Annotated in this window: 30 protein-coding genes and 1 riboswitch; of the genes, 19 read left to right on the forward strand and 11 right to left on the reverse strand. The window is 65.1% G+C overall.

Annotated features, from left to right (window positions below):
• Positions 1-112: 112 nt before the first annotated feature.
• The 4 genes from ACUCV3_RS11190 (at position 113) to ACUCV3_RS11205 (ending at position 4300) form a co-directional block, all read left to right on the forward strand.
• Positions 113-502 carry a DUF4440 domain-containing protein gene (locus ACUCV3_RS11190; RefSeq protein ID WP_048937052.1) on the forward strand — a complete coding sequence of 130 codons (390 nt, stop codon included), beginning with the start codon at positions 113-115 and terminating at the stop codon, positions 500-502.
• A 222-nt stretch (positions 503-724) separates the two neighbouring features.
• Entirely contained in the window at positions 725-1768 is a 1044-nt protein-coding gene (locus ACUCV3_RS11195) for a choice-of-anchor A family protein (protein ID WP_048936998.1), read from the forward strand.
• A 144-nt stretch (positions 1769-1912) separates the two neighbouring features.
• Positions 1913-2950, forward strand: coding sequence for a rod shape-determining protein (locus tag ACUCV3_RS11200; protein ID WP_004212110.1), 1038 nt, complete (start codon positions 1913-1915; stop codon positions 2948-2950).
• A gap of 123 nt (positions 2951-3073) precedes the next feature.
• Positions 3074-4300, forward strand: coding sequence for an NAD(P)/FAD-dependent oxidoreductase (locus ACUCV3_RS11205; protein WP_048937000.1), 1227 nt, complete (start codon positions 3074-3076; stop codon positions 4298-4300).
• Positions 4301-5060: 760 nt separating this feature from the next.
• On the opposite strand, the gene ACUCV3_RS11210 is transcribed toward ACUCV3_RS11205, so the two are convergent.
• Positions 5061-5564, reverse strand: coding sequence for a 2'-5' RNA ligase family protein (locus tag ACUCV3_RS11210; RefSeq protein WP_279728551.1), 504 nt, complete (start codon positions 5562-5564; stop codon positions 5061-5063).
• A gap of 107 nt (positions 5565-5671) precedes the next feature.
• Here ACUCV3_RS11210 and ACUCV3_RS11215 point away from each other — a divergent pair, with 107 nt between their 5' ends.
• A complete protein-coding gene (locus ACUCV3_RS11215; protein WP_048937053.1) occupies positions 5672-6091 on the forward strand; it encodes a hypothetical protein in 420 nt (139 codons plus the stop codon).
• Positions 6092-6101: 10 nt separating this feature from the next.
• On the opposite strand, the gene ACUCV3_RS11220 is transcribed toward ACUCV3_RS11215, so the two are convergent.
• From ACUCV3_RS11220 to ACUCV3_RS11235, 4 genes are all read right to left on the reverse strand, one after another.
• Positions 6102-7028, reverse strand: a complete 927-nt coding sequence (locus tag ACUCV3_RS11220; RefSeq protein WP_004212101.1) for a homoserine O-succinyltransferase — start codon at positions 7026-7028, stop codon at positions 6102-6104.
• A 39-nt stretch (positions 7029-7067) separates the two neighbouring features.
• Positions 7068-7176: riboswitch (SAM-I-IV-variant riboswitch) on the reverse strand.
• 60 nt (positions 7177-7236) lie between these two features.
• Positions 7237-8208: an endolytic transglycosylase MltG gene (gene mltG, locus ACUCV3_RS11225; protein WP_010335409.1), complete on the reverse strand. Its 972-nt coding sequence runs from the start codon at positions 8206-8208 to the stop codon at positions 7237-7239.
• Positions 8209-8402: 194 nt separating this feature from the next.
• The gene (gene fabF / locus ACUCV3_RS11230; RefSeq protein ID WP_004212097.1) at positions 8403-9662 is read right to left on the reverse strand and encodes a beta-ketoacyl-ACP synthase II; all 1260 of its coding nucleotides are present in this window, start codon (positions 9660-9662) and stop codon (positions 8403-8405) included.
• 178 nt (positions 9663-9840) lie between these two features.
• Complete coding sequence (locus ACUCV3_RS11235; RefSeq protein ID WP_004212096.1) at positions 9841-10074, reverse strand: acyl carrier protein; 234 nt, start codon at positions 10072-10074, stop codon at positions 9841-9843.
• Between the two features lie 207 nt (positions 10075-10281).
• On the opposite strand from ACUCV3_RS11235, the gene ACUCV3_RS11240 reads away from it, so the two are divergent.
• Positions 10282-11505 carry a glycosyltransferase family 87 protein gene (locus tag ACUCV3_RS11240; RefSeq protein WP_482240629.1) on the forward strand — a complete coding sequence of 408 codons (1224 nt, stop codon included), beginning with the start codon at positions 10282-10284 and terminating at the stop codon, positions 11503-11505.
• Between the two features lie 12 nt (positions 11506-11517).
• On the opposite strand, the gene fabG is transcribed toward ACUCV3_RS11240, so the two are convergent.
• From fabG to fabD, 3 genes are read right to left on the reverse strand one after another with little or no spacing between them, the layout of a single operon-like run.
• The gene (gene fabG, locus ACUCV3_RS11245; RefSeq protein ID WP_004212094.1) at positions 11518-12258 is read right to left on the reverse strand and encodes a 3-oxoacyl-[acyl-carrier-protein] reductase; all 741 of its coding nucleotides are present in this window, start codon (positions 12256-12258) and stop codon (positions 11518-11520) included.
• Position 12259: 1 nt separating this feature from the next.
• A complete protein-coding gene (locus tag ACUCV3_RS11250) occupies positions 12260-13066 on the reverse strand; it encodes a crotonase/enoyl-CoA hydratase family protein (protein WP_279728546.1) in 807 nt (268 codons plus the stop codon).
• Positions 13063-13998, reverse strand: coding sequence for an ACP S-malonyltransferase (fabD, locus tag ACUCV3_RS11255; protein ID WP_026109186.1), 936 nt, complete (start codon positions 13996-13998; stop codon positions 13063-13065). Before fabD ends, ACUCV3_RS11250 begins: the two co-directional genes overlap by 4 nt.
• A gap of 190 nt (positions 13999-14188) precedes the next feature.
• On the opposite strand from fabD, the gene ACUCV3_RS11260 reads away from it, so the two are divergent.
• The 7 genes from ACUCV3_RS11260 to ACUCV3_RS11290 all read left to right on the forward strand — a co-directional run bounded on the left by ACUCV3_RS11260 (position 14189) and on the right by ACUCV3_RS11290 (position 20687).
• Positions 14189-15640, forward strand: coding sequence for an efflux transporter outer membrane subunit (locus ACUCV3_RS11260; protein WP_048937006.1), 1452 nt, complete (start codon positions 14189-14191; stop codon positions 15638-15640).
• On the forward strand, positions 15630-17177 hold the full coding sequence (locus tag ACUCV3_RS11265) for an efflux RND transporter periplasmic adaptor subunit (RefSeq protein ID WP_279728545.1): 1548 nt from the start codon (positions 15630-15632) through the stop codon (positions 17175-17177). Before ACUCV3_RS11260 ends, ACUCV3_RS11265 begins: the two co-directional genes overlap by 11 nt.
• A gap of 4 nt (positions 17178-17181) precedes the next feature.
• On the forward strand, positions 17182-17904 hold the full coding sequence (locus ACUCV3_RS11270) for an ABC transporter ATP-binding protein (RefSeq protein WP_279728544.1): 723 nt from the start codon (positions 17182-17184) through the stop codon (positions 17902-17904).
• On the forward strand, positions 17904-19109 hold the full coding sequence (locus ACUCV3_RS11275) for an ABC transporter permease (RefSeq protein ID WP_004212085.1): 1206 nt from the start codon (positions 17904-17906) through the stop codon (positions 19107-19109). Before ACUCV3_RS11270 ends, ACUCV3_RS11275 begins: the two co-directional genes overlap by 1 nt.
• Positions 19110-19219: 110 nt before the next feature.
• Positions 19220-19411 (forward strand): hypothetical protein, encoded by a 192-nt coding sequence (locus ACUCV3_RS11280; protein ID WP_279728543.1) that lies wholly within the window; start codon positions 19220-19222, stop codon positions 19409-19411.
• Between the two features lie 28 nt (positions 19412-19439).
• Positions 19440-20156 (forward strand): CPBP family intramembrane glutamic endopeptidase, BDIM_20840 family, encoded by a 717-nt coding sequence (locus ACUCV3_RS11285; RefSeq protein ID WP_482240630.1) that lies wholly within the window; start codon positions 19440-19442, stop codon positions 20154-20156.
• 177 nt (positions 20157-20333) lie between these two features.
• Complete coding sequence (locus ACUCV3_RS11290; RefSeq protein WP_279728541.1) at positions 20334-20687, forward strand: RcnB family protein; 354 nt, start codon at positions 20334-20336, stop codon at positions 20685-20687.
• A gap of 55 nt (positions 20688-20742) precedes the next feature.
• Here the strand turns inward: ACUCV3_RS11290 and ACUCV3_RS11295 are convergent, their stop codons facing one another.
• The gene (locus tag ACUCV3_RS11295; RefSeq protein WP_279728540.1) at positions 20743-22146 is read right to left on the reverse strand and encodes a GntP family permease; all 1404 of its coding nucleotides are present in this window, start codon (positions 22144-22146) and stop codon (positions 20743-20745) included.
• A 246-nt stretch (positions 22147-22392) separates the two neighbouring features.
• On the opposite strand from ACUCV3_RS11295, the gene rpsF reads away from it, so the two are divergent.
• Genes rpsF through rplI form a run of 3 tightly spaced genes read left to right on the forward strand, consistent with a single transcriptional unit; the run spans position 22393 to position 23645 of the window.
• Positions 22393-22797, forward strand: a complete 405-nt coding sequence (rpsF, locus tag ACUCV3_RS11300) for a 30S ribosomal protein S6 (protein ID WP_004212077.1) — start codon at positions 22393-22395, stop codon at positions 22795-22797.
• Positions 22798-22810: 13 nt separating this feature from the next.
• Positions 22811-23035: a 30S ribosomal protein S18 gene (gene rpsR / locus ACUCV3_RS11305; protein ID WP_004212076.1), complete on the forward strand. Its 225-nt coding sequence runs from the start codon at positions 22811-22813 to the stop codon at positions 23033-23035.
• 13 nt (positions 23036-23048) lie between these two features.
• Positions 23049-23645 (forward strand): 50S ribosomal protein L9, encoded by a 597-nt coding sequence (gene rplI / locus ACUCV3_RS11310; RefSeq protein ID WP_004212072.1) that lies wholly within the window; start codon positions 23049-23051, stop codon positions 23643-23645.
• Here rplI and ACUCV3_RS11315 read toward each other — a convergent pair.
• Positions 23576-23941 carry a hypothetical protein gene (locus tag ACUCV3_RS11315; RefSeq protein WP_279728538.1) on the reverse strand — a complete coding sequence of 122 codons (366 nt, stop codon included), beginning with the start codon at positions 23939-23941 and terminating at the stop codon, positions 23576-23578. The two genes, rplI and ACUCV3_RS11315, sit on opposite strands and share 70 nt — an antisense overlap.
• A gap of 48 nt (positions 23942-23989) precedes the next feature.
• Complete coding sequence (locus tag ACUCV3_RS11320) at positions 23990-24259, reverse strand: hypothetical protein (protein ID WP_004212071.1); 270 nt, start codon at positions 24257-24259, stop codon at positions 23990-23992.
• 104 nt (positions 24260-24363) lie between these two features.
• Between ACUCV3_RS11320 and ACUCV3_RS11325 the strand changes: the two genes are divergently transcribed.
• From ACUCV3_RS11325 to ACUCV3_RS11335, 3 genes are all read left to right on the forward strand, one after another.
• On the forward strand, positions 24364-24723 hold the full coding sequence (locus tag ACUCV3_RS11325; RefSeq protein ID WP_279728537.1) for a hypothetical protein: 360 nt from the start codon (positions 24364-24366) through the stop codon (positions 24721-24723).
• Positions 24720-24962: a hypothetical protein gene (locus ACUCV3_RS11330; protein WP_279728536.1), complete on the forward strand. Its 243-nt coding sequence runs from the start codon at positions 24720-24722 to the stop codon at positions 24960-24962. The genes ACUCV3_RS11325 and ACUCV3_RS11330 overlap by 4 nt, the downstream gene beginning before the upstream one ends.
• Before the next feature lie 118 nt (positions 24963-25080).
• Positions 25081-26010, forward strand: coding sequence for a DUF808 domain-containing protein (locus ACUCV3_RS11335; protein WP_279728535.1), 930 nt, complete (start codon positions 25081-25083; stop codon positions 26008-26010).
• Positions 26011-26041 lie beyond the last annotated feature (31 nt).

Genomic DNA, 26041 nt, shown 5'->3' on the forward strand with positions numbered 1-26041 from the left:
CCTCCTCGACATGGCCCGGTCTGGCGAACGGAACGCCCGCAGCCCGCTGCGGGCGTTCTTTTTTTGCCTGACGGGCATGGCGACGGCAGCGCCGCCTGCTAAGGGAAGCGCCATGACCGCCACCGCCGATCTTGCCATCCGCCTGCGCCGCGCCAGCTTCAACCGGGCGCTCGCCGATGCCGACCTGGCCGCCATCGGGCCGATCCTGGCGCAGGATGTGGTGATGGTGACCGGCACCGACAGCGGCGTCATCGCCGGGCGCAAGGCGCAGCTGATGGCCTGGAAGCGCGAATTTGCCGCGCCCGATCGCAGCATCTACACCCGCACGCCCGACACGATCCTCGTCTCGCCCGTCGAACCGATCGCCTTCGAACATGGCCAGTGGCAGGGCGCCGCCGCATCGTCCGGCATCCTCATCGCCTCGGGCGCCTACACCGCCAAATGGCGGCAGATTGGCAGCGAGTGGCTGATCGAGGCGGAACTTTACCTGACCCTGGCCTGAAAAGTCCGCACCTTCCCTCGCCAAGACGAGCTGCCACGCTCTTCGTGCAATAGTTAATAAAATATTGCCGCACTGGTCCGACAGGACTATGGCGCCCCCACCCTGTCCTTGGCGCTCCGGCGTCGGAGTCGGGGCCGACAATCCAGAGAGCGGAAGGGGGGGACTTCGCCACGCGTCACGCAATCCATTGTGACGACATGCGAAGACTTGGCGTTATCTATTATGAAAAAGACCGGTTTCATGGTTTCGGCGTCGCTGGCGCTGCTGGCTGCCGCCCCCGCTCATGCCTCACCCGTAACCGGCACCGACGCGCTGCGCGAATGGAATCTGATCGTGCTGGGCGACCTCAGTTCCTCTTCCGAAGTGGAGGGCCGCACCTTCGTTGGCGGCGACCTCACCGGCACATCCTCCAGCTACCAGATCAGCACCCCCGCCACGTCCACGACCGGACAGGCGGGCCTCACCGTGGTCGGCAATGTCACCGGCGGCATCAAGAATTTGAACAACGGGTCGGGCGCGCTGGTCGGCGGTAATGTCGAAAGCGGCTTCAACCTCAATGGCGCGGCCCAGACGGTGAAGGTCGGCGGCACCATCAGCAACACCAATATCAACCAGAATAGCGTCCAGTCCGGCCTGGCCACGTCGGACCCCGGCTTCGCATCCAGCCTGGCGACGCAGGGCACGGTACTGGCCGGCAGCATGAAGCAATTGTCGACCAACCTGTCGGGCCTGGCCGCCAACAGCGACATGGTGATCAGCGGCAATCGCGCAACCTTCAACGCCAGCCCCGACGCCAACGGCCTGGCCGTCTTCTCGATCAGCGCCGCCGATCTCGACAAGGTGGGCGAGATCGCCTTCAACCTGAACGGCGCCGACACCGCGATCGTCAATGTCAGCGGCAGCGCGGTCAGCCTCAACGACAATTTCCTGGGCGGCACCGCCAATCTTGGCGAACATGTGATCTGGAATTTCGGCGACGCCCAGTCGCTCGACCTCACCAATAGCTGGGGCGGATCGCTGCTCGCGCCCTGGGCCGATGCGACCACCGCCAACTATATCCAGGGATCGGCCGTGTTCGGCAACCTGACCCAGAATGGCGAGATGCATCTGGGCACCTATACGGGCGGCTATACCCCGCCGATCGATCCGCCGACCGGCAGCAGCTCGGGCGGCACGCCGGTGCCCGAAGCGCCGGGCTGGACCCTGTTCCTGCTCGGCATCGTCGGCGTGCTGCTGGGGCGCCGCCTGATCCGCAAGACCGCCTGAACCGCCCTTTATCGCGCTTTTCCGTCCCTTCAGCCTCGGCCAGACGCGGGAAACGGACGGACTGGCGCAGCGCCCTTCTGATCGCCGCCGGGCGGCGGCACAGGGAGCCATTGTTTCACAATCTTTGCAGATCGCCGCTTTCCCATGAAAATGCCCCGCTTCTTCTCCTCGACCGCCTGCGACATGGCGATCGATCTTGGCACCGTGAATACCGTCATCCACGCCCGCGACCGCGGCATCGTGCTGAACGAACCCTCCGTCATCGCGATCGAGACCATTCGTGGCATCCGCAAGGTCAAGGTGGTGGGCAATGAAGCCAAGCTGATGATGGGCAAGACCCCGGCCAATATCCAGGCGATCCGCCCGCTGCGCGACGGCGTGATCGCCGACATCGACGTGGCCGAACAGATGATCAAGCATTTCGTCGAAAAGGCGCAGGATGGCGGGCGTTTCGGCCGCCGCTATGATGTGGTGATCTGCGTGCCGACCGGCTCCACCATGGTCGAGCGCCGGGCGCTGCGCGATGCGGCTTCCAACGCCGGCGCGGCGCGGGTGCAGTTGATCGAGGAGCCGATGGCCGCGGCGATCGGCGCCGGCCTGCCCGTCACCGAACCGCGCGGCGCGATGGTGGTCGATATCGGCGGCGGCACGACCGAAGTGGCCGTGCTGTCGCTCAACGGCATCGCCTACAGCAATTCGGCGCGCGTCGGCGGCGACAAGCTGGACGACGCGATCGCCTCGCACATCCGCCGCGTCCATAATCTGATGATCGGCGAAGCCACCGCCGAACGGGTCAAATGCGCGATCGGCTGCGCCACCCCGCCCGATGGCGAGGGCGAGCGGATCATCGTCAAGGGCCGCGACCTGGTAAATGGTCGCCCGGCCGAAATGACCATCAGCGAAGCGGAAATCTGCGACGCCCTGTCCGAACCGGTCGGTCAGATCGTGATGGCGGTGATGACTGCGCTGGAACAGACCGCGCCCGAACTCTCGTCGGACATCATCGACGAGGGCATCACCCTGACCGGCGGCGGCGCGCTGCTGCGCCGGCTGGATGAGGCGTTGTCCGAAGCCACCGGCCTGCCCGTGCGGATCGCCGACACGCCCCTGATGTGCGTCGCCATGGGCGCCGGCAAGGCGCTGGAAGACCGTGCCTATGAAGGCGTTCTGACCATGTCCTGACCGGCGCGCACCGCCCCGACGATGGTTGGCGGGCATCGCTTGCCCGCCCCGCCACATCGGCGCTTGCCAGCATCGCCAAATGCCGCCAAGCAAAGCCCCGGATAAAAGAGGATGAGCGGGCGGATGAGCTATTATGACGTTCTGATCGTGGGGGCCGGCCATGCCGGCGCGCAGGCGGCGATCTCGCTGCGGCAGCACGGTTTCGAAGGCTCGGTCGGCATGATCGGCGACGAGAAGGATCCGCCCTATGAGCGCCCGCCTTTGTCCAAGGAATATTTCGCCGGCGACAAGAGCTTCGACCGTATCCTGATCCGCCCCGCCGCCTTCTGGGACGAGCGCAAGATCGACATGTTGCTGGGCAAGCGGGTCAAGAGCGTCGATCCGGTCGGCAAGTTCGTCACCGTCGGCGAGGCGGAAATCGGCTATGACAAGCTGATCTGGTGTACCGGCGGCAGCCCCCGGATGCTGACCTGCAGCGGCGCTGAAGCCGCCAATGTCCATGCCGTGCGCCGCCGCGACGATGTCGACGCGATGATGGCGAAGATCGACAGCGTGAACCATGTCACCATCATCGGCGGCGGCTATATCGGGCTGGAGGCGGCCGCCGTCCTCTCCAAATTCGGCAAGACCGTCGTCCTGCTCGAAGCGCTCGACCGGGTGCTGGCCCGCGTCGCGGGTGAGGATCTCTCGCGCTTCTACGAGGCGGAGCATCGCGCCCATGGCGTCGATCTGCGCACCGGCGCGAAGATGGACTGTATCGCGGTCGAGGATGGCCGGGCCACCGCGGTGCTGATGCAGGATGGCGAGCGGATCGAAACCGACATGGTGATCGTAGGCATCGGCATCGTGCCCGAAACCGGCCCGCTGATCGCGGCCGGCGCGGCCGGCGGCAATGGCGTCGATGTCGACGAATATTGCCGAACCTCGCTGCCCGATATCTATGCCGTGGGCGATTGTGCATCCCATGCCAACCGCTTTGCCGGCGGCGCGCAGATGCGCCTCGAATCCGTCCAGAACGCCAATGACCAGGCCAAGACCGCCGTGGCCCATATCCTCGGCAAGGAAGAGGCCTATGACGCCGTGCCCTGGTTCTGGTCGAACCAATATGATCTCAAGCTCCAGACGGTGGGCCTCTCGACCGGCTTCGACCAGACCGTGCTGCGCGGCGATCCCGCCACCCGCAGCTTCTCGGTCGTCTATTTGAAGGGCGGCAAGCTGATCGCGCTCGATTGCGTCAATGCGGTCAAGGACTATGTCCAGGGCCGCGCCCATGTGCTGTCGGGCGCCCATCTCGACCCGGCGCAACTGGCCGATGCCGGCATTCCGCTCAAGGAAGTGGGCCTCGCCTGACCGGTCGGCGACGACGCGACAGTCGGATTTTCCTACGAAGTTCACAGTGTCGTCGCCCCGTTTTGCGCCATTTTCCCGGCATAGGGTCATCGGTAAGCGACGGCAGCGCGACAATCGCGCGCCTGTGAAGCGACACCGACGCGCCAGCGAAGCGACGATCAGGCGACCATGATGCGACAGACTTGTTGCGGCAGGACGCTGCAGCAAGGTCGATATCGGGGCAATAGGAGCGGCCAATTCCATCCCACAGGGTGGACCAGAAAAATGCCGAGTAGGAAAGACGGGCGGGAAGCGAGCGAACCCCGCCATTGCAAGCGTAGCGAAGCAATGACGATATCGGGTTTTGACGGCTGACGACCAATTGTTGCCGGAAATCGGTGCTGGGCGTTTCGCCGAAAGCAGACAATAATCACCGTTCCGTGAAAATGCTAACCACCGCCCGACCAACGACCGTTAGGGATGCACTGACCGTAGCGATAAAAGAAAGCACCATTAGGCTTTCATCGCCGTCTTGAAGTCCCATTGTCATTGTTATCGGTTGGATCGCCGAACGGATGACTAAGGGGCCAAATCGTGAGCATAGCGCCAGCAACAGCATGACTGTCGATAACGCAAAAATGATAGTGGCAAAGAATGTTGCTCGCCTAACCGCAGCTCGGCCCTGATTGAACGTAGGAAGCACACTAAATCCTTATCCGGGAATGGCTGCTTTTTCGCATTGTGCCGCATTGGCAGACTGTCCGCAAACCACCCAAATCCCCTACCCGCGAAACCGGGTCTCGCTTGCCAGTTCCCATGGTCCGCCGCGATAGTGCCAGGCGGCCAGGCCCGCGATCGCCAGCGGACGGGGATGGAAATCGGCGCGCAATCGGTCGGCCAGCGCCCGCGCGACCCTGGGCTCCACCTTGTTCTGCACGGTCAGATGCGGGCGAAAGCCGGCCTGGTCCTGCGGCGTCAGCAGGCCTGTGAAGGCGTCCGCCAATTCGCCACGCAACGCCGCCAGATCGGGACTGTCGATGCGGTAGGCCACCCCCTGCCCCAACAGCAGCACATCGCCCAGCCGCGCCCGTGGCGCCGGGCCGGCGCATATCTGTTTCATCCGCATCCTGAGTTCCGGCAGCAGCGAAGGCGGCAGATGATGGAACAGGGTGACATGCGCCGGCACCTGATTGCGTTCGGGCGGAAAATGGGCGCGGCGCAAGCCATCCGCCCAGGCGAAATCGGCGGCGCCCAGCAGCGCGGTGACAATGATCGGATCAGCCAGGACCGCCTCCCTGCAACGCGATGGCGGACTTTCGCCCGGCCGGGACAGGCTATATGATGACAGATGCCGCGCCCGGCAAGCAGGCGCGGCCCAGGAGGGGAAGCATCATGCGCGCACCGGCATCCTTCGTCATCATCGCCGTCATCCTGCTGCTATGGAACCTGATGGGGGTCGCTGCCTTCGTCATGCAATATGGCGCCGACCTCGGCGAACTCGCCAAAACCGATCCCGACACCGCCCGCGCCTTTGCCCAGATGCCCGGCTGGGCCTGGGCCGTCTATGCGGTGGCGGTGGGCGCTGGCACGCTGGGCGCGATCGCCCTGCTGCTGCGCCGCCGCGTCGCGGTGCCGCTGTTCCTGCTGTCGCTGCTCGCGGTGATCGTCCAGTTCGGACACACGTTCCTTGGCACCGACCTGCTGGCGGTGAAGGGCGCGGGCGCAGCGATCTTCCCGGCCGTCATCATCCTGATCGGCATCGGCCAGTGGCTCTACGCCCGCAGTCAGGCGGCCAAGGGCCTGCTGCGCTGATCGGCGCCGATCAGGCCGCGCTCTGCAATATCTCCTGGCCGATCATGTCCACGTCGAACGGCGCGGTCTGGTAGAGATCGTTGATCCAGTTGCCGAACAGCAGATGGGCATGGCTGCGCCAGCGATTTTCCGGCGGGCGGGTCGGGTCGTCGTCGGGGAAATAATGGGCCGGCATCTGGCGGCCGCCGTCGCGCGCATATTCGTCGCCCAGTGTGCGCGTGTCATATTCGACATGGTTGAACATGTGCAGGAAGCCATGGCGCGGATCATGGACCAGGCAAGGCCCGGTCTCCGCGCTGTCGGCCAGCAATTGCAGCCCGCGATCGACCGGCAGCGATTCCCGCCGCACTTCCGACCAGCGCGACACCGGGATCGAGAAATCGTCCGAAAAGCCCCGCAGATAGGGCGAGGCCGGGGCATGGTTGCGATGGCGGAACACGCCGAACGCCTTGCGCTCCAGCGCATGTTTCTCGACCCCGTGGAAATGATGGAGCGCCGCCTGCGCCGCCCAGCAGATGCTGAGCGAACGATGCACATGGGTCTGGGTCCAGTCGAAGATGGCGCGCAGTTCCTGCCAGTAGCTCACCTCCTCGAACGGCAGATGCTCGACCGGCGCGCCGGTGATCAGGAAGCCGTCGAACCGCTCGTCGCGCACATCGGTCCAGGCGCGATAGAAGGACTGCATATGATCGGCCGAGGTGTTGCGCGACACATGGTCGCTGATCCGCACCAGCGTCAGTTCCACCTGCAACGGCGAGGCGCCAAGCAGCCGCGCAAGCTGCGTCTCGGTATCGATCTTGTTGGGCATCAGGTTCAGCAGCGCGATCCGCAGCGGGCGGATATCCTGCCGCACCGCATCCGCCTCGCCCATCACGGCAACGCCCTCGGCTTCCAGCGTGCGGCGGGCGGGCAGGTCATCGGCAATCTTGATCGGCACGTCTCGTCAGTCCTTCCTGGCGGGGCGACGATCGGTGGCTGAGGTCCGCTTTGTTGCCGGATCGGCCACATCCTCCCGGATCGGGAGTGCCACCTTGCCCGGAACGGCAGGTTGGCGTTGGGCGTCGCCCCAACTCTTGATGCTGGACTATCCCTAGCGCGCGCCGGACCATGTGGCAAGCCCGGCTATATATCGGCCAAGCCGGGCTTTACAGCTCGCCCCGCGCGCGGCGGATCTCGAACCACTTCCGCACATTCTCATTATGCTGCTGATAGGTGTCGGCAAAGATATGGCCGCCCTTCCCGTCCGCGACGAAATAGAGCGCATTCGTCTCCGCCGGGTGGAGCACCGCCAGGATCGACAGCCGGCCCGGATTGGCGATCGGCCCCTTGGGCAGGCCGGTCATCGCATAGGTGTTGTAGTCGTTGACGTCGGCGATCTCGGACTTCTTGATCCGGCGGCCGAGCGGCTTGCCCCTGGTGATCGGATAGATGATCGTCGGATCGGCCTGCAGCATCATGTTCTTGCGCAGGCGGTTGCTGTAGACGCCCGCGACCATCGGCCGCTCCTTGGCGATCGCGGTTTCCTTCTCGACGATCGAGGCGAGGATGATCGCCTCCTGGGGCGACTTGGCGATCGTATTGGGCGCGCGTTCGGCCCAGAGCTTCGCCAGCGCCTTGTCCATCGCCGCCTGCATCCGCTTCAGCACGGCGGCGCGCGGCTCGCCCTTGTCGAAGGCATAGCTGTCGGGCAGCACGCTGCCCTCTTGCGGCACCGCGACATCGCCGGTCAGCTCGTCATTGGCCATCAGCCGTTCCTGCACCAGGATCGACGGCATGCCTTCGGGGATGGTGACCAGCCGGGTCAGCGTCTTGCCGCCCTGCAGGATCGACAATATCTCGCGGTTGCTGGCGCCCTTGGGCACCACGAACTCGCCGGCCTTGATTGGCTTGGCGCCGCCAAAGACCTTCGCGCGGGTCAGGAAGGCATCGGCCGAACGCACAGCGCCAGCCGATTTCAGCAGCACCGCGGCATCGGACAGGGTCGATCCCTCCGGCACGACGATGCTGATATCCTGGGTGGCCGGCCCCGTCTCGGTCCAGCCATGGACGAAGCGGAAACCGACAAAGGCGACAACGGCCAGGCCGATCAGAAGGATGATGCAGCCCAGTCGCCGCACCGGATTTGCGCCGGATCGTCTTGCCATCATCCCAACTGCCCTATCCGCAGCAATTAACAAATCCGCCCCTGACAAGGGGAGGTGGCAGGGCGAGGCCCTGACGGAGGGGTGTCGCCTTCATGATGGCGTGACACCCCTCCACCATTCGCTTCGCGAACGGTCCCCCTCCCCTTTGCAGGGGAGGATCAGGCGTATCAGATCGCCTTCATGATGAGCGAGGCGTTGGTGCCGCCGAAGCCGAACGAGTTGTTCAGCACCGCGCGCACCTTGCGTTCCTTGGCGACGTGCGGGACCAGGTCCACGCCCTTGCAGCTTTCGCTCGGCTCGTCGAGGTTGAGCGTCGGCGGCACGATCTGGTCGCGCATGGCGAGGATGCAGAAGATGCTCTCCACCGCGCCCGCGCCGCCCAGCAGGTGGCCGATCGCCGACTTGGTCGACGACATCGACATGCTGCCCAGATGATCGCCGAACAGACGCTTGACTGCGCCCAGTTCCAGTTCGTCGCCCAGCGGGGTCGAGGTGCCATGCGCGTTCACATAGTCGATATCTTCCAGGCTGAGGCCCGAGCGCTTGAGCGCCATCTGCATCGAACGGAAACCGCCATTGCCTTCCGGGTGCGGCGCGGTGACATGATAGGCGTCGCCGGTCAGGCCATAGCCGATGACTTCGGCATAGATTTTCGCGCCGCGCGCCTTGGCCCGCTCATATTCTTCCAGCACGACCACGCCCGCGCCTTCGCCCATGACGAAGCCGTCACGGTTGACGTCATAGGGACGCGACGCCTTTTCCGGCGTGTCGTTGAAGCCGGTCGACAGCGCACGCGCCTGGGCGAAGCCGGCGATGCCGATCGGGCAGATCGCGCTTTCCGCGCCACCCGCCAGCATCACGTCAGCATCGTCCATCGCGATCATGCGCGCAGCGTCGCCGATCGAGTGGGCGCCGGTCGAGCAGGCGGTGACGACGGCATGGTTCGGACCCATCAGTCCGTATTTGATCGAGACCTGGCCCGAGATCAGGTTGATCAGGCGGCCATGGACGAAGTGCGGCGAAACCCGGTTGGGGCCCTTGTTGGCCAGCACCAGCGATTCGCTTTCGATGCCCGGCAGGCCGCCGATGCCCGAACCGATCGAGCAGCCGGCGCGCAGGCGCTCTTCTTCCGACATATTGTCCAGGCCCGCGTCGCGCAGCGCCTGGCTGGCGGCGGAAATGCCATAGACGATGAACGGATCGACCTGGCGCTGGATCTTGTGGTCGACGTCCAGCGAGGCGTCATAGCCATATTCATGATCCGCCGGCTTCACTTCGCAGGCGATGCGGCACTTGTAATCGGTGGCGTCGAAGCGGGTGATCGTCGCCGCGCCGGATTTCGACGCGATGATGTTCTTCCAGGTGGTTTCGACATCCCCGCCAAGCGGGCTTACCATGCCAAGGCCGGTTACGACGACGCGACGCATATGCTTGCTCCGAAATTCCAATTTTTGGTTCCGTGCCGCTCATCTAGGCGTTCCACACGCACTTGTGAACGGCAGGCCAGATACGAAAAGGCTCCCCAAGCTCCGGGATCACCGGACAGGAGGAGCCAATCCTTGTGCAAGGAGGGCGGCCCGCCACTGAGGGCAGGCCGCGAAGCCCTTAGGCCTTGCTGTCGATATAGTCGATCGCGTCCTTGACGGTGGCGATCTTCTCAGCCGCATCGTCCGGGATTTCGACGCCGAATTCTTCTTCGAACGCCATCACCAGTTCAACGATGTCCAGGCTGTCTGCGCCCAGATCGTCGATGAAGCTGGCGTCCTCGGTCACCTTCTCGGCTTCGACGCCCAGATGCTCGACGACGATTTTCTTTACGCGATCCGCGGTCTCACTCATGAGTGGTCCTTCTTACTGGGTATCGTTGGTGGTTCTGAATAACCGTTAAGGCATTGCCCTAGTGCCAAGCCCCGATAGAGGCAAGAGGGAAGGCCGCCAAGCCCCTAGATGGAGGGACAGGTGCGTTTCGGCAATAAAAAGCCGGAAAAAACCCGGAAACAACGGGTTGTTTACCAAAATTTCAGCCGCTTGTGCCAGTCAACAGCGATGATCGACCGCCTGTGCCCCGACCAGTTCATCACCCCCGAACGGGTCCGAATGACCGCCTGGCTGATGCTGGCTGCGACGCTGATCGGCCTCGCCTACCTGTTCGCGACGGCGCATGGCACGGTAGATTCGCTCGGCCGGCCGCTTGGCACGGACTTCTCCAACGTCTGGACGGCGGGATGGATGGCCGATCAGGGTCAGGCCGCGCAGGCATGGAACTGGCCCGCCCATTATGAAGTGCAGAAGGCGATCCATCATGATCCCGCCATCCCCTTCTATGGCTGGCACTATCCCCCGCCCTTCCTGATCCTGGCCACGTTGCTGGCGCAAATCCCCTACGTCCCCGCCCTGATCCTGTGGCAGGGATTGACGCTTGGCGGAGCATTGATGGTCATCCGTCATGTCCTGCCGGATCAACGCGACGCGCTGCTCATCGCACTCGGCGCACCTGTGGTAATGGTGTGCCTGGGCCACGGCCAGAATGCCTTCATGACCGCCGGCCTGCTGGGTGGTGGCATGGCCCTGCTCGACCGACGCCCTTGGATCGCCGGCATGCTGCTGGGCGCGCTCGTCTACAAACCGCAATTTGCGGTGCTGATCCCTGTGCTAATCATCGCACGCGGCAATGCCCGCGCCTACCTGGCCGCCGGTCTGACCTCGGCCGGCCTGTGCCTGCTGACATTGCTGATCTGGGGCTGGCCGGTGTGGCAGGCGTTCATCGATTCTCTGCCCCTGACGCAGCATATCATCATCGAAAATGGTGCCACCGGCTGGGAAAAGATCCAAAGCCCCTTTGCCGCCATTCGCCAATGGGGCGGCAGCATTCCAGCCGCCTATGTGGTGCAGGGCCTGGTGACAGCCATCGCCATCGGCATCGCCGCGCTGGTCGCCCGCCGTGGGACGATGGAAGTGCGGGGCGCCGCTGCGCTCAGCGCCGCCCTGCTCTGCACACCCTATGTGCTCGATTATGACTATGTGCTGCTGGGGATGGCGATCGCCTTCGTCGCCGCCGACATGGGCAAGCGCGGCGTGCTTGGCTGGGAACGAAGCTGGCTGGCCTATGCCTGGATGGCGCCTTTGTTCGGCCGGGCCGTGTCGGAATGGACCCATGTGCCGGTCAACCTGATCGCCGCGATCGCGGTGCTGGCGCTGGCGATGCGACGCGCCATCCTGCTGGACGGCGCGCTCGCTTATAGTCTGCCCGGCCGGACGAAGATCGCCTGACCGGGCGATCGATCAGATCATCGCCATGCCGCCGTTGACGTGCAGGGTCTGGCCGTTGACATAGCCTGCTTCCTTGCTCGCCAGATAGGCGACTGCTGCGCCGATATCGTCGCCATCGCCCAGATCGCCAGCGGGGATCTTGGCCAGGATCGTGCCCTTCTGCGCATCGTTCAGCGCATCGGTCATGGCCGACCGGATGAAGCCGGGGGCCACGCAGTTCACGGTTATGCCGCGGCTCGCCAGTTCCTGGCCCAGCGACTTCGACATGCCGATGATGCCGGCCTTCGACGCGCAATAGTTGGACTGGCCCGGATTGCCGGTGACGCCCACGACCGAGGTGATCGAGATGATGCGGCCAAAGCGCGCCTTCATCATCGGCTTGGCGGCGGCGCGGCACAGGCGGAAGGCGGCTTCCAGATTGACCGCGATCACCTGCGACCATTCCTCGTCCTTCATGCGCAGGATCAAATTGTCGCGGGTGATGCCGGCATTGTTGACCAGGATGTCGATCTTGCCGCCCAGCGCTTCCACCGCCTGCGGCACCAGCGCGTCGACGGCGGCCGGGTCGGACAGATTGCAAACCAAGGTCTTGTGGTCGCCGCCCAGTTCGGCCGCAAAGGCCTTGAGCTTTTCCTCATTGCTGCCCGACAGCGCCAGCGTGGCGCCCTGCGCGGCCAGCGCCTTGGCGATGGAGGAACCGATGCCCCCCGAAGCGCCAGTCACCAGCGCGGTCATTCCCGTCAGATCGAACATTCTAGTCTCCCTTGAAGTGTGGCGGCCGGCGGTCGAAGAAGGCGGTGATCGCCTCGTCATGATCCGCGGTCGCGTGGGCCAGCGCCTGCATGGCGCCCGCCATTTCCAAAATTTGCGAAAGTTCGGCCGTCTGCGCCGCACGCAGCAACCGTTTGGTCATCCGCGTCGCATGCGGCGGATTGGCGGCGATCGCATCAGCCTGCGCCCGCGCCACCGTCATAAGGTCCGCGTTGGGCACCACATCGCCGACCAGCCCGATCCGCAGTGCCTCGCCCGCGTCGATCGTCTCGCCGGTCAGCGAGAGTTGCGACGCCTTGGAAAAGCCGATGATGCGCGGCAGCAACCAGGCCCCGCCATCACCGGAGACGAGGCCAAGCTTCACGAAGCTTTCGGCAAAGCGCGCGCCTTGCCCCGCGATGCGCAGGTCGCACATGCAGGCCAGGTCCAGCCCCGCGCCGATCGCAGGGCCATTGACCGCCGCGATCACCGGCAGCTCGATCGCCTGGAACAGCAGAGGCAGGCGCTGGATGCCCGCGCGATAATTGCGCCGCGTCTGCGCCGGCAGGCTGGCGCGCAGCCCGCCGGCATCGGGCCGCATCGCGTTGAGATCGCCGCCCGAGGAGAAGGCACTGCCCGCCCCGGTCAGGATCGCGACATGGATGCTCGCGTCCCGGTCCGCCGCCTCGAACACGTCGCACAGCGCATCCACCATCGCCGGATCGGAGATGGGGTTGCGCCGGTCGGGCAGGTTCAGCGTGACCGTCAGGACGGCCCCGTCGCGGTGGCTAAGGACCGGGCTCTCGCTCACAGCGCGCCCAGCACCGCCTCGATATCGTCCATCGTCACCACGCTGCGCACGGTGGCGTCGGGCGCGATGCGCTTGACCATCGGGCCAAGCACCTTGCCGCCCAGTTCGACGAAATCGGTGACGCCCGCGTCCCACATCGCGCCGATCGACTCGCGCCAGCGGACGCGGCCGGTGACCTGCTCGACCAGACGCTCGCGAATGTCGGTCGTGTCGCTGATCGGCGCGGCCAGCACATTGGCATAGACCGGCAGCAGCGGCGCGTTGATCGTCGCTTTCGCCAGCGCTTCCGCCATAGCATCGGCGGCCGGCTGCATCAGCGGACAGTGGAAGGGCGCCGACACCGGCAGCAGCACGCCGCGCTTGATGCCATAATCCTTGACCAGCGCGACCGCGCGCTCGATTGCGCCCTTGTGGCCGGAAATGACGACCTGGCTGGGATCATTGTCGTTGGCGACGGTGCAGACTTCGCCCTCGGCCGCGGCATCGGCCAGCGCCTGCGCCTTTTCGATGTCGGCGCCCAACAGCGCGGCCATCGCGCCCTCGCCCACCGGCACGGCGGCCTGCATCGCCTGACCGCGCAGCTTGAGCAGGCGGGCGGTGGTGCCAAGGTCGAACGCCTCGACCGCGCAGAGCGCGCTATATTCACCCAGCGAGTGGCCCGCGACATAATCACCCTTGTCAGCCAGGCTGAAGCCGCCTTCCTTCTGCATCACGCGCAGCGTGGCGAGCGCGTTGGCCATGATCGCCGGCTGGGCGTTCTCGGTCAGGGTCAGGTCGCTCTCGGGGCCTTCCACCATGATGCGGAACAGATGCTGCGACAGGGCGTCATCGACTTCCTGGAACAGTTCCTTTGCCGCCGGGCTTGCCTCGGCCAGCGCCTTGCCCATGCCGACCGACTGGCTACCCTGGCCCGGGAAAAGAAATGCCCTCATCTTCCATCCTCTGATCTACTGGTGTCTTTCCTGGGAAAAACACGGGAATTCACGCACGTTACACTTTGAGACATATATGGCATTGAGGCGTACATTGCTTTTCGGCACGTAACGACCTGACATACCTGCCCCCTGTCTCTCCGGGGGAATATTGCTGGCCCCTTTAACGACGACGGAGTGCAAGGAAAAGGTGCGATATCGCATTGCATGGCTCACGGGATCGGTGCTTGCCCTGTCCGCCTGCGCGGCGGGACCGAACTATCACGCGCCGCAATCCGCCGCGCTGGGCGTGCCTGCCGGCTATAGCCAGGGCAGCGGCGCCGCGCTGGACGACGCCACCCTCGCCACCTGGTGGACGCGGCTCAACGATCCGACGCTGACCGGCCTGATCGATCAGGCGATCGCCGGCAACCTGGACATCGTCCAGGCGCAGGCACGGCTGCGGCAGGCGCGGGAATCCCTGCGCCAGGCCAATGCCGCCTTCCTGCCGCAGGTGAACGGATCGGCCAGCGGCGGCAAGAATTACCGCAGCCAGGCCGGCGGCACCCGTGTCGACGACAGCGGCAACGTCATCTCCACCGGCGCCAGCAACTGGTCCAGCAGCTATTCGGCCGGCGCCAATGCCAGCTGGCAGATCGACCTGTTCGGCGAATTGTCGCGATCGGCCGAAGCCGCGCGGGCCGATCTTGCCGCGTCCGGCTATGACCTCGCCAATGTGCGGATGACCATCATTTCCGAACTGGTCACCAACTATGTCCAGGCGCGCGCATCACAGGAACAGCTGCGCATCGCCCGCGAGACGCAGAAGGTGCAGCAGGACAATTACGACATCGCCCGCTGGCGGTTGCAGGCCGGGCTGGTCTCCTCGCTCGACGAGCAGCAGGCCAGAGCCCAGCTCGCCCAGACCAACGCCACCATCCCCCAGCTCGAAGCCAGCCTGAAGGGCAGCCTCAACCGCATCGCCGTGCTGACCGGCCAGGCGCCGGGCGACGCGACCCGCGCGCTCGAAACGCCGGCACCGATCCCCACCGCCGCAACCGACATCGCCACCGGCATTCCGGCTGATACGCTGCGCCAGCGGCCCGATGTGCGGTCCGCCGAACGGGCGCTGGCCGCCGCCACCGCACGGATCGGCGTCGCCCAAGCGCAGCTCTATCCCTCGCTCGGCATCAGCGGCAACATCGGCACCACGTCGAACGCCTTCAAGGATTTGTTCGACCTCATCACCGGCGGCGTCTTTGCCAATGTCGCCCAGACCATCTTCGATGGTGGCCGCCTCGCCTCGCAGGTTCGCGCGCAGAAGGCGGCGACCGACGGCGCCTTCGCCGCCTACAAGCAGAGCGTCCTCGGCGCGCTGGAGGATGTCGAAAATGGCATGGCCTCGCTCGACAGCGCCCGCCGGCGCAAGATCGAGTTCGCCACCGCTTACGAAGCGTCGAACAATGCCGCAATCCTGGCGCGCAGCCAGTATCAGTCCGGCCTGATCGACTTCCAGACCCTGTCCAGCAGCGAAACCACGTTGCTGAACGCCCGCAACAGCCTTGCCAGCGCCCAATCGGACGAGATCCTGGCCATCGCCCAGCTCTATAATGCGCTGGGTGGCGGCTGGCAGAATATGGATGACCGCCCCCATGAGCAATGACGCCAGCCCCGATCAGGATCTCAACGACTTTCTGGGCGCCAAGCCGGAAAAGCCGCATCGCAAATGGCTTATCCGCGGCGCCATCGGCGTCGTGCTGCTGATCCTCGTCCTGCTTGTCGCCCGCTGCTTTGCCGGCGATGACAAGCCCAATTATGCGACCCGCGAGGCGCGCCAGGGCGACCTGACGGTCAGCGTGTCGGCGACCGGCAACCTCAAGCCGATCAACCAGGTCGATGTGGGGTCCGAACAGTCGGGCAAGATCACCGCCGTCTATGTCGACGTCAATGATCGCGTGACCAAGGGGCAGAAGCTCGCCGAGCTGGACACCCGCCGCCTGGTCGACACGATCAACCAGACGCAGGCCCAGGTCGCCTCCTCCCAGGCCGGTGTCGCCCAGGCACAGGCGCAGGTCGCGCTGGCCAAGGCAACACTGGATCGCCAGCTCAACGTCTATCAGCTTTCCGGCGGCAAGGTGCCGGCCAAGACCGAGCTGGATTCGGCCCGCGCCGACTATAATGGCGCGCTTGCCAACCTTCGTTCGGCCCAGGCGCAGGTGAATGTCTCGCGCGCCCAGCTGTCGACCGCCCAGACCAACCTGTCGATCGCCCAGATCGTCTCGCCGGTCACCGGCGTGGTGCTGTCGCGCGACATCGAGCCGGGCCAGACCGTCGCCGCCTCGCTCAATGCGCCGGTGCTGTTCACCATCGCCGAGGATCTCACCAAGATGGAGGTCGAGGTGTCGGTGGACGAAGCCGATGTCGGCCAGGTCAAGGAAGGGCAGACCGCCAATTTCGCCGTCGACGCCTTTCCCGGCCGCACCTTCCCGGCAAAGGTCACGCGGGTGAATGTCGGATCGAACAGCTCCAGCAGCAGTTCGTCTTCCTCGTCCTCGACCAGCACAACCAGCAGCTCGACCGGCACGGTCGTCGCCTATACCGCCGTGCTGTCGGTCGATAATGCGGACGAAACCCTGCGTCCGGGCATGACCGCGACCGCCGACATCGTGACCCAGGAACTGCATGATGTGCTGCTCGTCCCCAACAGCGCGCTCCGATTCAAGCCCAGCAGCGGCGCCGGATCGGGCGGCGGCATCACCAGCGTCCTGCCCGGCCCCGGCCGCATGCGCCGCAGCGGTGCCAACCGCCAGGTCAATTTCGGCGCGGGTAGCAGCCAGACCCTCTATGTCCTCGACGAAAAGGGCGATCCCAAGGCGATCCAGGTGACCGTCGGCGCCAGCGACGGATCGCGCACCGTCATCACCGGCGGCGACCTGAAGCCCGGCATGAAGGTCATCACCGGCCAGCTCGCCGCTGGGGCGCAGCAGCCCGCCGAGGACCAGAAGGCAGACCCCGCCGCTGGCGACACGAAGGACCGCCCGCGCAATCCCGCCGCCGACGGCAGCCCCGCCAGCGTCAAGTCGCTGGGCAATTCGGGCGACGCCGCGCCCCAGACCGCCCCGGTCGCCCCGACGCCCGCCGCCCCCCAGGGCGGCAACGGCGCGGAAAGCCGAGGCACCGGCCGGCAGAGCGGAACCTGATCCCATGGCCGCCGATCCCATCATCTCGCTGCGGGGGATCACCAAGATCTTCGGCAGCGGCCCCACCGCCTTTCAGGCCTTGAAGGGCATCGACCTCGACATCGAGCAGGGTGATTTCGTCGCCGTCATGGGGCCTTCAGGCTCGGGCAAGTCGACCACGATGAACATATTGGGCTGCCTCGACGTGCCATCGGGCGGGCAGTTCCTGTTCAAGGGCCGCCACGTCGAGACGCTGGACCGCGATCAGCGCGCGCTGCTGCGCCGCCGCTATCTCGGCTTTGTCTTCCAGGGCTTCAACCTGCTCGCCCGCACCAGTGCGCTCGAAAATGTCGAGTTGCCCCTGCTCTATCGCGGCGAGGACAAGAAGACCCGCTATGACATGGGCATGGCCGCGCTCGACAAGGTGGGCCTGAAGGACTGGTGGGACCATACGCCCGCCGAATTGTCCGGCGGCCAGCAACAGCGCGTCGCGATCGCCCGCGCCATCGTCACCCAGCCCGACGTGTTGCTGGCGGACGAACCGACCGGCAATCTCGATTCGGAGCGGTCGGTGGAGATCATGGAATTGCTGACCGACCTCAACCAGAATAGCGGCATCACCGTGCTGATGGTAACGCACGAACCCGACATGGCCGAATTTGCCCATACCATCGTCCATTTCAAGGATGGGCTGGTGGAGCGGATCGAAAAGGGCATGGGCGGACCGCAGAAGGGAGCCGTGGGCTGATGCTGGGCACCACCGTCATCCTCGCCTTCCGGGCGATCAACCGGCACAAGATGCGCAGCTTCCTCACGACGCTCGGCATCATCATCGGCGTTGCCGCCGTCGTCACCATGGTGACGCTGGGCAATGGCGCGACCGCCGCCGTGCGCGAACAGATCAGCTCGCTGGGCGCCAATGTGCTGCAACTGCGCCCCGGCCAGGGCTTTGGCCGTGGCGGCGGCGGGCCGCGCCCGCCCAATTTCAAGGAAGCGGACCTGACCGCGATCGAGAACCAGCTGACCGGCGTGCGCGCCGTGGCGCCGGTGGTCCAGTCGAGCGGCACCGCCATCTATGAAGGCAATAACTGGTCGACCACTGTCTATGGCACGACCTCCGCCTATTCGCAGGTCCAGTCCTGGAATGTGTCGGAAGGCCGGCTGTTCATGCCGGACGAGGAAGAGGCCGGCAAATCGGTCTGCATCATCGGCAATACGGTGCGCACCAACCTGTTCCAGGGCAATGACCCGATCGGCAAGCGGATGCGGATCAAGGGCGTCAGCTGTCAGGTGGTGGGCGTGCTTGCGACCCGCGGCCAGGGCGGCTTTGGCGACCAGGACGATGTCGTCGTCATGCCGATCAAGTTTGTCCAGCGCCGCTTCACCGGCGATCGCGACATCAGCCAGATCATGGTCGCGGTCGACGACGCCTATGACAGCGCGACCGTGCAGGACAGCCTGGAGCAGCTGATGCGCGAGCGCCGCAAGATCAAGGCTGGCGCGGAGGATAATTTCAACGTCTTCGACACCAAGCAGATCAGCGACACGCTGACCGGCACCACTACCATCCTGACCCAGATCGTCGCGGCGGTGGCCGCCATATCTCTGCTGGTCGGCGGCATCGGCATCATGAACATCATGCTGGTGTCGGTGACCGAACGCACCCGCGAGATCGGCATCCGCCTCGCCATCGGCGCGGTCGCGCGCGAAGTGCTGATGCAGTTTCTGGTGGAGGCGATCGTGCTGTCGTGCATGGGCGGCCTAATCGGCCTGGTCATTGCGCTCATCGCATCGGTCGGCATCGCGCCGCTGATGAAGGTGCCCTTCACTTTCGATCCGCAGGTCAATCTGATCGCCTTCCTCTTTTCGGCGGCGATCGGCGTGGTGTTCGGCTATTTCCCCGCCCGCCGGGCGGCCAGCCTCAACCCGATCGACGCGCTGCGGCACGAATAGGCTGATACATTTTCCGACAAAAGGGCGGTTATCCGGCATAATGCTGCGACATCTTCTGCCTAATCCCTCCTTCCATGGCGCCGCTCCGGCGCCGTGGAAGGAATGCCTCCATGAAGATGATCGCCGCCAGCCTCATCAGCAGTGCTCTGCTGCTCGGGGTCAGCCTCACCCCCTTAGCCGACGCGCAGGCACCGCAAACGGCGCAATTGCTGGAGGGCAAGGATCATCCCATCCTGCTCGCCCGCATGACCGTCACCGCCACGCCCCTGCCCCCCGTCTCTCTGCCCGCCTCCGCCGACTGAGCCGCCGCCGCGCGCCGGAGCGGTGCGCATGAACGGCGTCATCGGCCTGCTCGGCACGCTGGCGCTATTGCTGGCCGCAGGCGGCGCGATCGGCCTGATCGATCGGCGCGGCTTTCGGCCCGGCTGGCTGCTGGTTGCCGCCGCCCTGGTCGGCGCCAATGACGCGCTGCTGACCCGTGCCTATCGCCATATCCCCGATCTCATCCCCGCCGCCGACTGGAACTGGCAGGGCAAGCTGCTGGCCCTTGCTCTCACGCTGCTGATCGCCGCCCTGCCCGCCTTCGGCTGGAAGCGGGTCGGCCTTACCCTCCGGCAAGCGCGCGGCAGCCTGACCGCTGCCCTGCCCGTCGCCCTCCTCTATTGCGCCTTCTTCACGGCGCTCGCCCTTTATTTCCCCGACGATCCGAGCAGCGCGGAGGAAATCGCCTTCCAGCTCACCATGCCGGGGCTGGAGGAAGAACCTTTCTATCGCGGCATCCTGCTCTTCGCGCTCGATCGCGCCTTCACCCGGCGGGTCCGCTTCCTGGGCGTCGACTGGGGCTGGGGCGCCCTGCTCTCCTGCGGCCTGTTCGGCCTCGCCCATGCGTTCGGCTATTCGGACGGCCATTTCAGCTTCGATCCGGTCGTGATGGCGCTTACCACCATCCCCTCGCTGCTGGCCGTCTGGCTGCGCCTGCGTACCGGCAGCCTGCTGCTGCCGATCCTGCTGCACAATTTCGGCAATGCCATCTCGCTGATGCTGTGAGTCGAACAAGGCATTGAAAAAGCGCCATTTATGAACCGATATTCAGCTTGAATCGGGTTTTGATACAATTTCCGACAAAACTGCCCCACCCTTGGGACAGGCTTGCGACAAGCGCGGCCTATCTCTGTCTTCGACGCCGGAAGCGGCGCCCTCGATTGAAACAAGAGGAGTGAAGACATGTTCAAGAAGATCATCCTGGCCCTGACCGCCACCGCCGTTGCCGCCAGCCCGATCGTCACCGCCCAGGCCCAGGCCGCGCCCCATCGCGAGACCGTCCGGGTCGTGAAGGAAGGTCCGCACCGCACCGTCGTCCAGAAGAAGACCGTCGTGCGCAACGACCGCCGCTGGGCCAAGGGCCAGCGCTTCGATCGCCGCTATGCGACCAACTATCGGGTCGTCGACAATTATCGCGGCTATCGCCTGTCGGCCCCGCCGCGCGGTTACCACTGGGTCCGCTCGGGCAATGACGCAGTGCTGGTCGCCCTCACCAGCGGGATCATCGGCGCGGTCGTCGCCGGCGCCATCCGCTAAGCGCCCCACTTCCTGAAAAGCGCCTTGGAGCCACCGCTCCGGGGCGCTTTCGCATTCACACCAGCCCGGTCAGATAATAGACCGCGATCACGACGAAGACGGTCATCGTCTTGATGAGCGTCAGCGCGAATATGTCCTTATAGGCTTGGCGATGGGTGAGGCCCGTCACCGCCAGCAGGGTGATGACCGCGCCATTATGCGGCAGGCTGTCCATGCCCCCCGATGCCATCGACGCGACCCGGTGCAGCACTTCGCGCGGTATACCCGCCGCATCGCCCGCCGCCACGAACTGGTCCGCCATCGCCGCCAGCGCGATCGACAGCCCACCCGACGCCGATCCCGTGATGCCGGCCAGCGTCGTCACCGTAATCGCTTCGTTGATCAGCGGATTGGGCACCGCCTTCAGCGCGTCCTTGACGACCAGGAAGCCGGGCAGCGCCGCGATCACCCCGCCAAAGCCATATTCGACCGCCGTGTTCATCCCCGCCAGCAAGGCGCCGCCGACCGCCGCCTTCGACCCTTCCGCAAAGCGCCGCGCCACGGTCGGGAAAGCGAACAGCAGGATGGTGGCGATGCCCATCAGCAACGCCCCCTCCACCGCCCACAGCGCCGCCTGTTGTGTCACTTTCGCTGTCACCGGATCGGGCAGCCCCGCCAGCCGAATGCTCACCTCTTCCGCCCCGCCGGTGATGCGCGGGATCAGCAGCGTCAACGCCAGATTGCCCAGCCCCACTACCAGCAGCGGCAGCAGGGCGACCAGCGGGTGGACGGTGGCCGCCTCTTCCTGCCGATCGGGTTCGTTGACCAGCGTTTCGGGCGCGCCATAGCCCTCCCCCGCGGCCGCCATCGCCCGGCGCCGCCAATTGAGATAGACAAGGCCCGCCGCCGCGATCACCACCGACCCGATCACGCCCAGCACCGGCGCCGCCCAGGCAGTGGTGCCAAAGAAGCTTGCCGGAATGACATTCTGGATCTGCGGCGTGCCGGGCAGCGCATCCATGGTGAAGGTCAGCGCGCCAAGGCCGATGGTCGCGGGCACCAGCCGCTTGGGAATATCGGCGCGGCGGAACATCTCGGCGGCGAAGGGATAGACGGCGAACACCGCCACGAAGACCGAGACCCCGCCATAGGTCAGCAGCGCCGTCACGATCATGATCGCCGGGATCGCCCGCCCCGCGCCGACGAAACCGATCACCGCCGTCACGATCGCGCGGGAAAAGCCCGATATCTCGACCAGCTTGCCGAACAGCGCCCCCAGCAGGAAGACCGGAAAATAGAGTTTCAGGAAAGTGGCGACCTTGTCCATGAACAGGCCGGAAAAGGCGGTGGGCACTGCCGCCGGATCGGTCAGGAACACCGCCAGCATGGCGAGCAACGGCGCCATCAATATGACGCTCATGCCGCGATAGGCCGCCAGCATCAGCAAGATCAGCGCCAGTGCCGCGATCGCGACCGCCATCCGTCTCTCCTTCTCTTTTTCTGAAGGGCAGGATAGAGACAGGTGAAGCCTGACTGCAAGCAGGGCCGCTGCCGCCCATGGCTGCACCGATGCCGCTTGCCTTTCTCCCCCTTTTCCGTCATAGGCGCGCCTTCGCTCGGCCCCGGATTCGGACGTCGGACGATTTCGAATGCTTGAGACGACAGCCGGAGGGGCGTTCCACATGGGGTGGGCGTCAGCGATCGGCCAACAGATGAGGCAATACCCATGGCTCTTTACGAGCATGTGTTCCTTGCGCGCCAGGATCTGGCACAGGCGCAGGTGGACGCTCTGGCGGAAACCGCCACCAAGATCGTCGAGGAAAATGAAGGCAAGGTGACCAAGGTCGAGACCTGGGGCCTGCGTTCGCTCGCGTACAAGATCGCCAAGAACCGCAAGGCGCACTACGTCATGCTGAACATCGACGCACCGGGCAACGTGATTGCCGAGCTGGAGCGTCAGACCCAGATCAACGAAGACATCATCCGCTACATGACCATCAAGGTCGAAGAGCTGGAAGCCGGTCCGTCGGTGATGATGCGCAAGCAGGAACGCGCCGAACGCGGCGACCGTGCCCCCCGTGGTGACCGTGGCCCGCGCCGTGAGCGCGAAGAAGCCCCGGCTGCCGAATAAGGAGATCTGAAACATGGCACGCCCGTTTTTCCGCCGCCGCAAGAGCTGCCCCTTCGCCGCCAAGGATGCGCCGAAGATCGATTACAAGGACGTCCGTCTGCTGCAGGGCTTCGTGTCCGAGCGCGGCAAGATCGTCCCCAGCCGCATCACCGCGGTGTCCGCCAAGAAGCAGCGTGAGCTGGCCCAGGCCATCAAGCGCGCCCGTCACCTGGGCCTGCTGCCCTACATCGTGAAGTAAGGGAGAAAGACCCATGGAAATCATTCTCCTTGAGCGCATCGAAAAGCTGGGCGCGATCGGCGACGTCGTCACCGTGAAGGATGGTTACGCTCGTAACTTCCTGCTGCCCAACAAGAAGGCTCTTCGTTCGAACGCCGCCAACAAGGCTGTGTTCGAAGCCAACCGCGCGAAGATCGAAGCCGACAACGCCGCTCGTCGTTCGGACGCCGAAAAGGCGGCCGAAGGCGTCAACGGCAAGCAGATCGTCCTGATCCGCCAGTCGTCGAACGCCGGCCACCTGTACGGCTCGGTCGCCGTCCGTGACGTCGTCGACGCGCTGCACGCCGATGGCGTGACCAACGTCTCCAAGGCGATGGTCGTGCTGGAGCGTCCGATCAAGACCCTGGGCGTCTTCGACGTCAAGGTCGCGCTGCACCCGGAAGTGGCCGTCACCATCACGGTGAACGTTGCCCGCTCGCCGGAAGAAGCCGAACTGCAGGCGCAGGGCGTCGACGTGATGGCCGACCTGTTCGAGAAGGACGAAGCCGGCTTCACCGAGGATTACGATCCGAACGCCGAGCCGGGCGAAATCGCCGTCGAGGCGGAAGAAGCCCCGGCCGAAGAAGCCTGAGCCTCTTCGCTCTGATAAACGAGAAAGCCGCCCGTCACCGGGCGGCTTTTTTGTTGCCTTGGGCGGCTGATCGAACGCTCACCGAGCTTGGCCTGTCGGTCCATGAGCAGTGCCGCATCGCCGTCACCGCCCCATTGCCCGATTTCCTGACGCTCTATCCCAAGGGCCACGTCCAGATCGTCGCGCTCGGGCGCCCTGGCGCTGCCGTTCCCGGAATGGCAGGCACAGGAGGGGATCATCCACCTCGTCTTCACCACCCGCACCGGGCTGCCGCCGCTTGTCCGCGCCTGGATCAATCATCTCGCTGCCCATTTCAGCAACGGCGATATCTTCTCGCCCTGATTTCAGCCCTGCGCCCGGCGGCGGCGGGTTTCCCACCCCTTCTTTGCCGCGGCCGATCGATCGGCCGCCTTGCGCCGTTCGGCGGCATGGCTGTCGGGCTTGCCCCGCCCCGATCCCGACAGGTTGCCCCCGCCCGAATCCTTGTTCACGGTCGCCCAGGCCCGCGCCTCCGCCTCGTCATGCGAAACGCCACGCTCTTCATAGCTTTGCGCGATATGCGCGGCCTTGCGCTTCTGCTTGCCAGTGTAACGATCCTTGTCGCCTCTGGGCATGTCTGCCTCCTTTTTTCGTCCCATATCGGTTCAAATACCGAGAGGCATTTCCCGAGGATTGCCATTAAGTTGCATGGCTAGAAAATGAGGAACGGAGAGTCGCCATGAACGTTCCGGACATCATGGAGCAACGCACCCTGCTTGAGCGCCTCGCCCGGCATCTCGCCGCCGGGGCGACGCATAACTGGCCCTATTGGGTCGAGGATGCCGCCAGCATATTGGCGATGCTCAAGGAGCCCGATCCCGCCATGCGCGAGACGGGCGACGTGACCGCCTGGCAGGCGATGATCGATACCGCCCTGCAACAGCGCTGGACCATCTTTCCGCCCGGCATGACCGGCGCCGACGAGGATCATGCCGGCAGCGCGGACGAAGAGGGCGAAATTCGCCTCTCGCCCGAGGCTATCGACCAGGACGCCGCCAAGTGGGTCCATCTCCACAGTGGGCCGAAGGAGACACCATGAAGGGATTGTTGAAGCTGGCCTTTCTGACCGGCCTGGGCGCCGTTGCCTGGAAGAGCCTGAAGGAACGGGCCGGCAAGGATGATGGTGCCGCCACCGATGATCCGGACGATCGCGGCCCGGTCGGCTCGTCCGGCATCGTCCGCGACGCCGGACCGCAGGCGGACGACAGCGATTGGGACATGGTCGATGAACAGTCCGACGAATCCTTTCCCGCCAGCGATCCGCCCGGCAATTACTGATATCGCCGACGCCCGGTCACGAACCGGCAATCATCGCTCCATTGCCCCCACCCTGCCCGCGCATTAAGAAGCGCGCACGGATGATATCCATCCGTTTCAACAGGGGAATTATTTAACCATGCCTTCGGGTCTGATCGCGCTGCTCGACGATGTTGCCGGTATCGCCAAGATGGCGGCCACGTCGCTGGACGATGTCGCCGCTGCTGCCGGCAAGGCCGGCACGAAGGCCGCCGGCGTCGTCATCGACGATACTGCCGTGACACCCAATTATGTCATGGGCCTGTCGCCCGACCGCGAACTGCCGATCATCTGGAAGATCGCGCGCGGATCGCTGCGCAACAAATTGCTGTTCCTGCTGCCGGCCGCGCTGGCGCTCAGCGCCTTTGCTCCCTGGCTGCTGCCGCCGCTGCTGATGCTCGGCGGCGCCTTCCTGTGCTTCGAGGCGGCAGAAAAGCTGCTGGAGGCGATCCAGGGCGGCCATGACGAGGTGGCGGATGCCGCCGCAACCCTCACCTCCAAGGAACTGGAGGACCAGAAGGTCTCCAGCGCTATCCGCACCGACTTCATCCTGTCGGGCGAGATCATGGCGATTGCGCTCGGCACTGTCGCCAGCGAGCCGATCTGGGAACAGGCGATCATCCTGGTCGTCGTCGCCATCGCGATCACCGCCGGCGTCTATGGCGTGGTCGGCTTCATCGTGAAGATGGACGATATCGGCCTGCACCTCGCCCAACGCAGTGGCGCGGCGACGCGCGCCATCGGGCGCGGCCTGGTAAAGGCGATGCCGGTCGTGATGAGCGTGCTGGGCGTGGTCGGCACGGCGGCGATGTTGTGGGTGGGCGGTGGCCTGATCGTCCATGGCCTGCACGAATTTCACTGGGATCTGATCCCCGGCACGATCCATCATCTGGCGCAAGGCGCCGCCCAAGCCGTGCCCGCGATCGGTCCGGTGATCGACTGGCTGGTGAATGCGATCGGCGCGGGCATTGTCGGGCTGGTGATCGGCGGCATCATCGTTGCCATGCTGCATCTGTTCAAGAAGCACTGAGGCGATTAAGGGGAGCGCCCGCGCCTTTGCC

This window comes from Sphingobium sp. VMM (assembly GCF_056790315.1).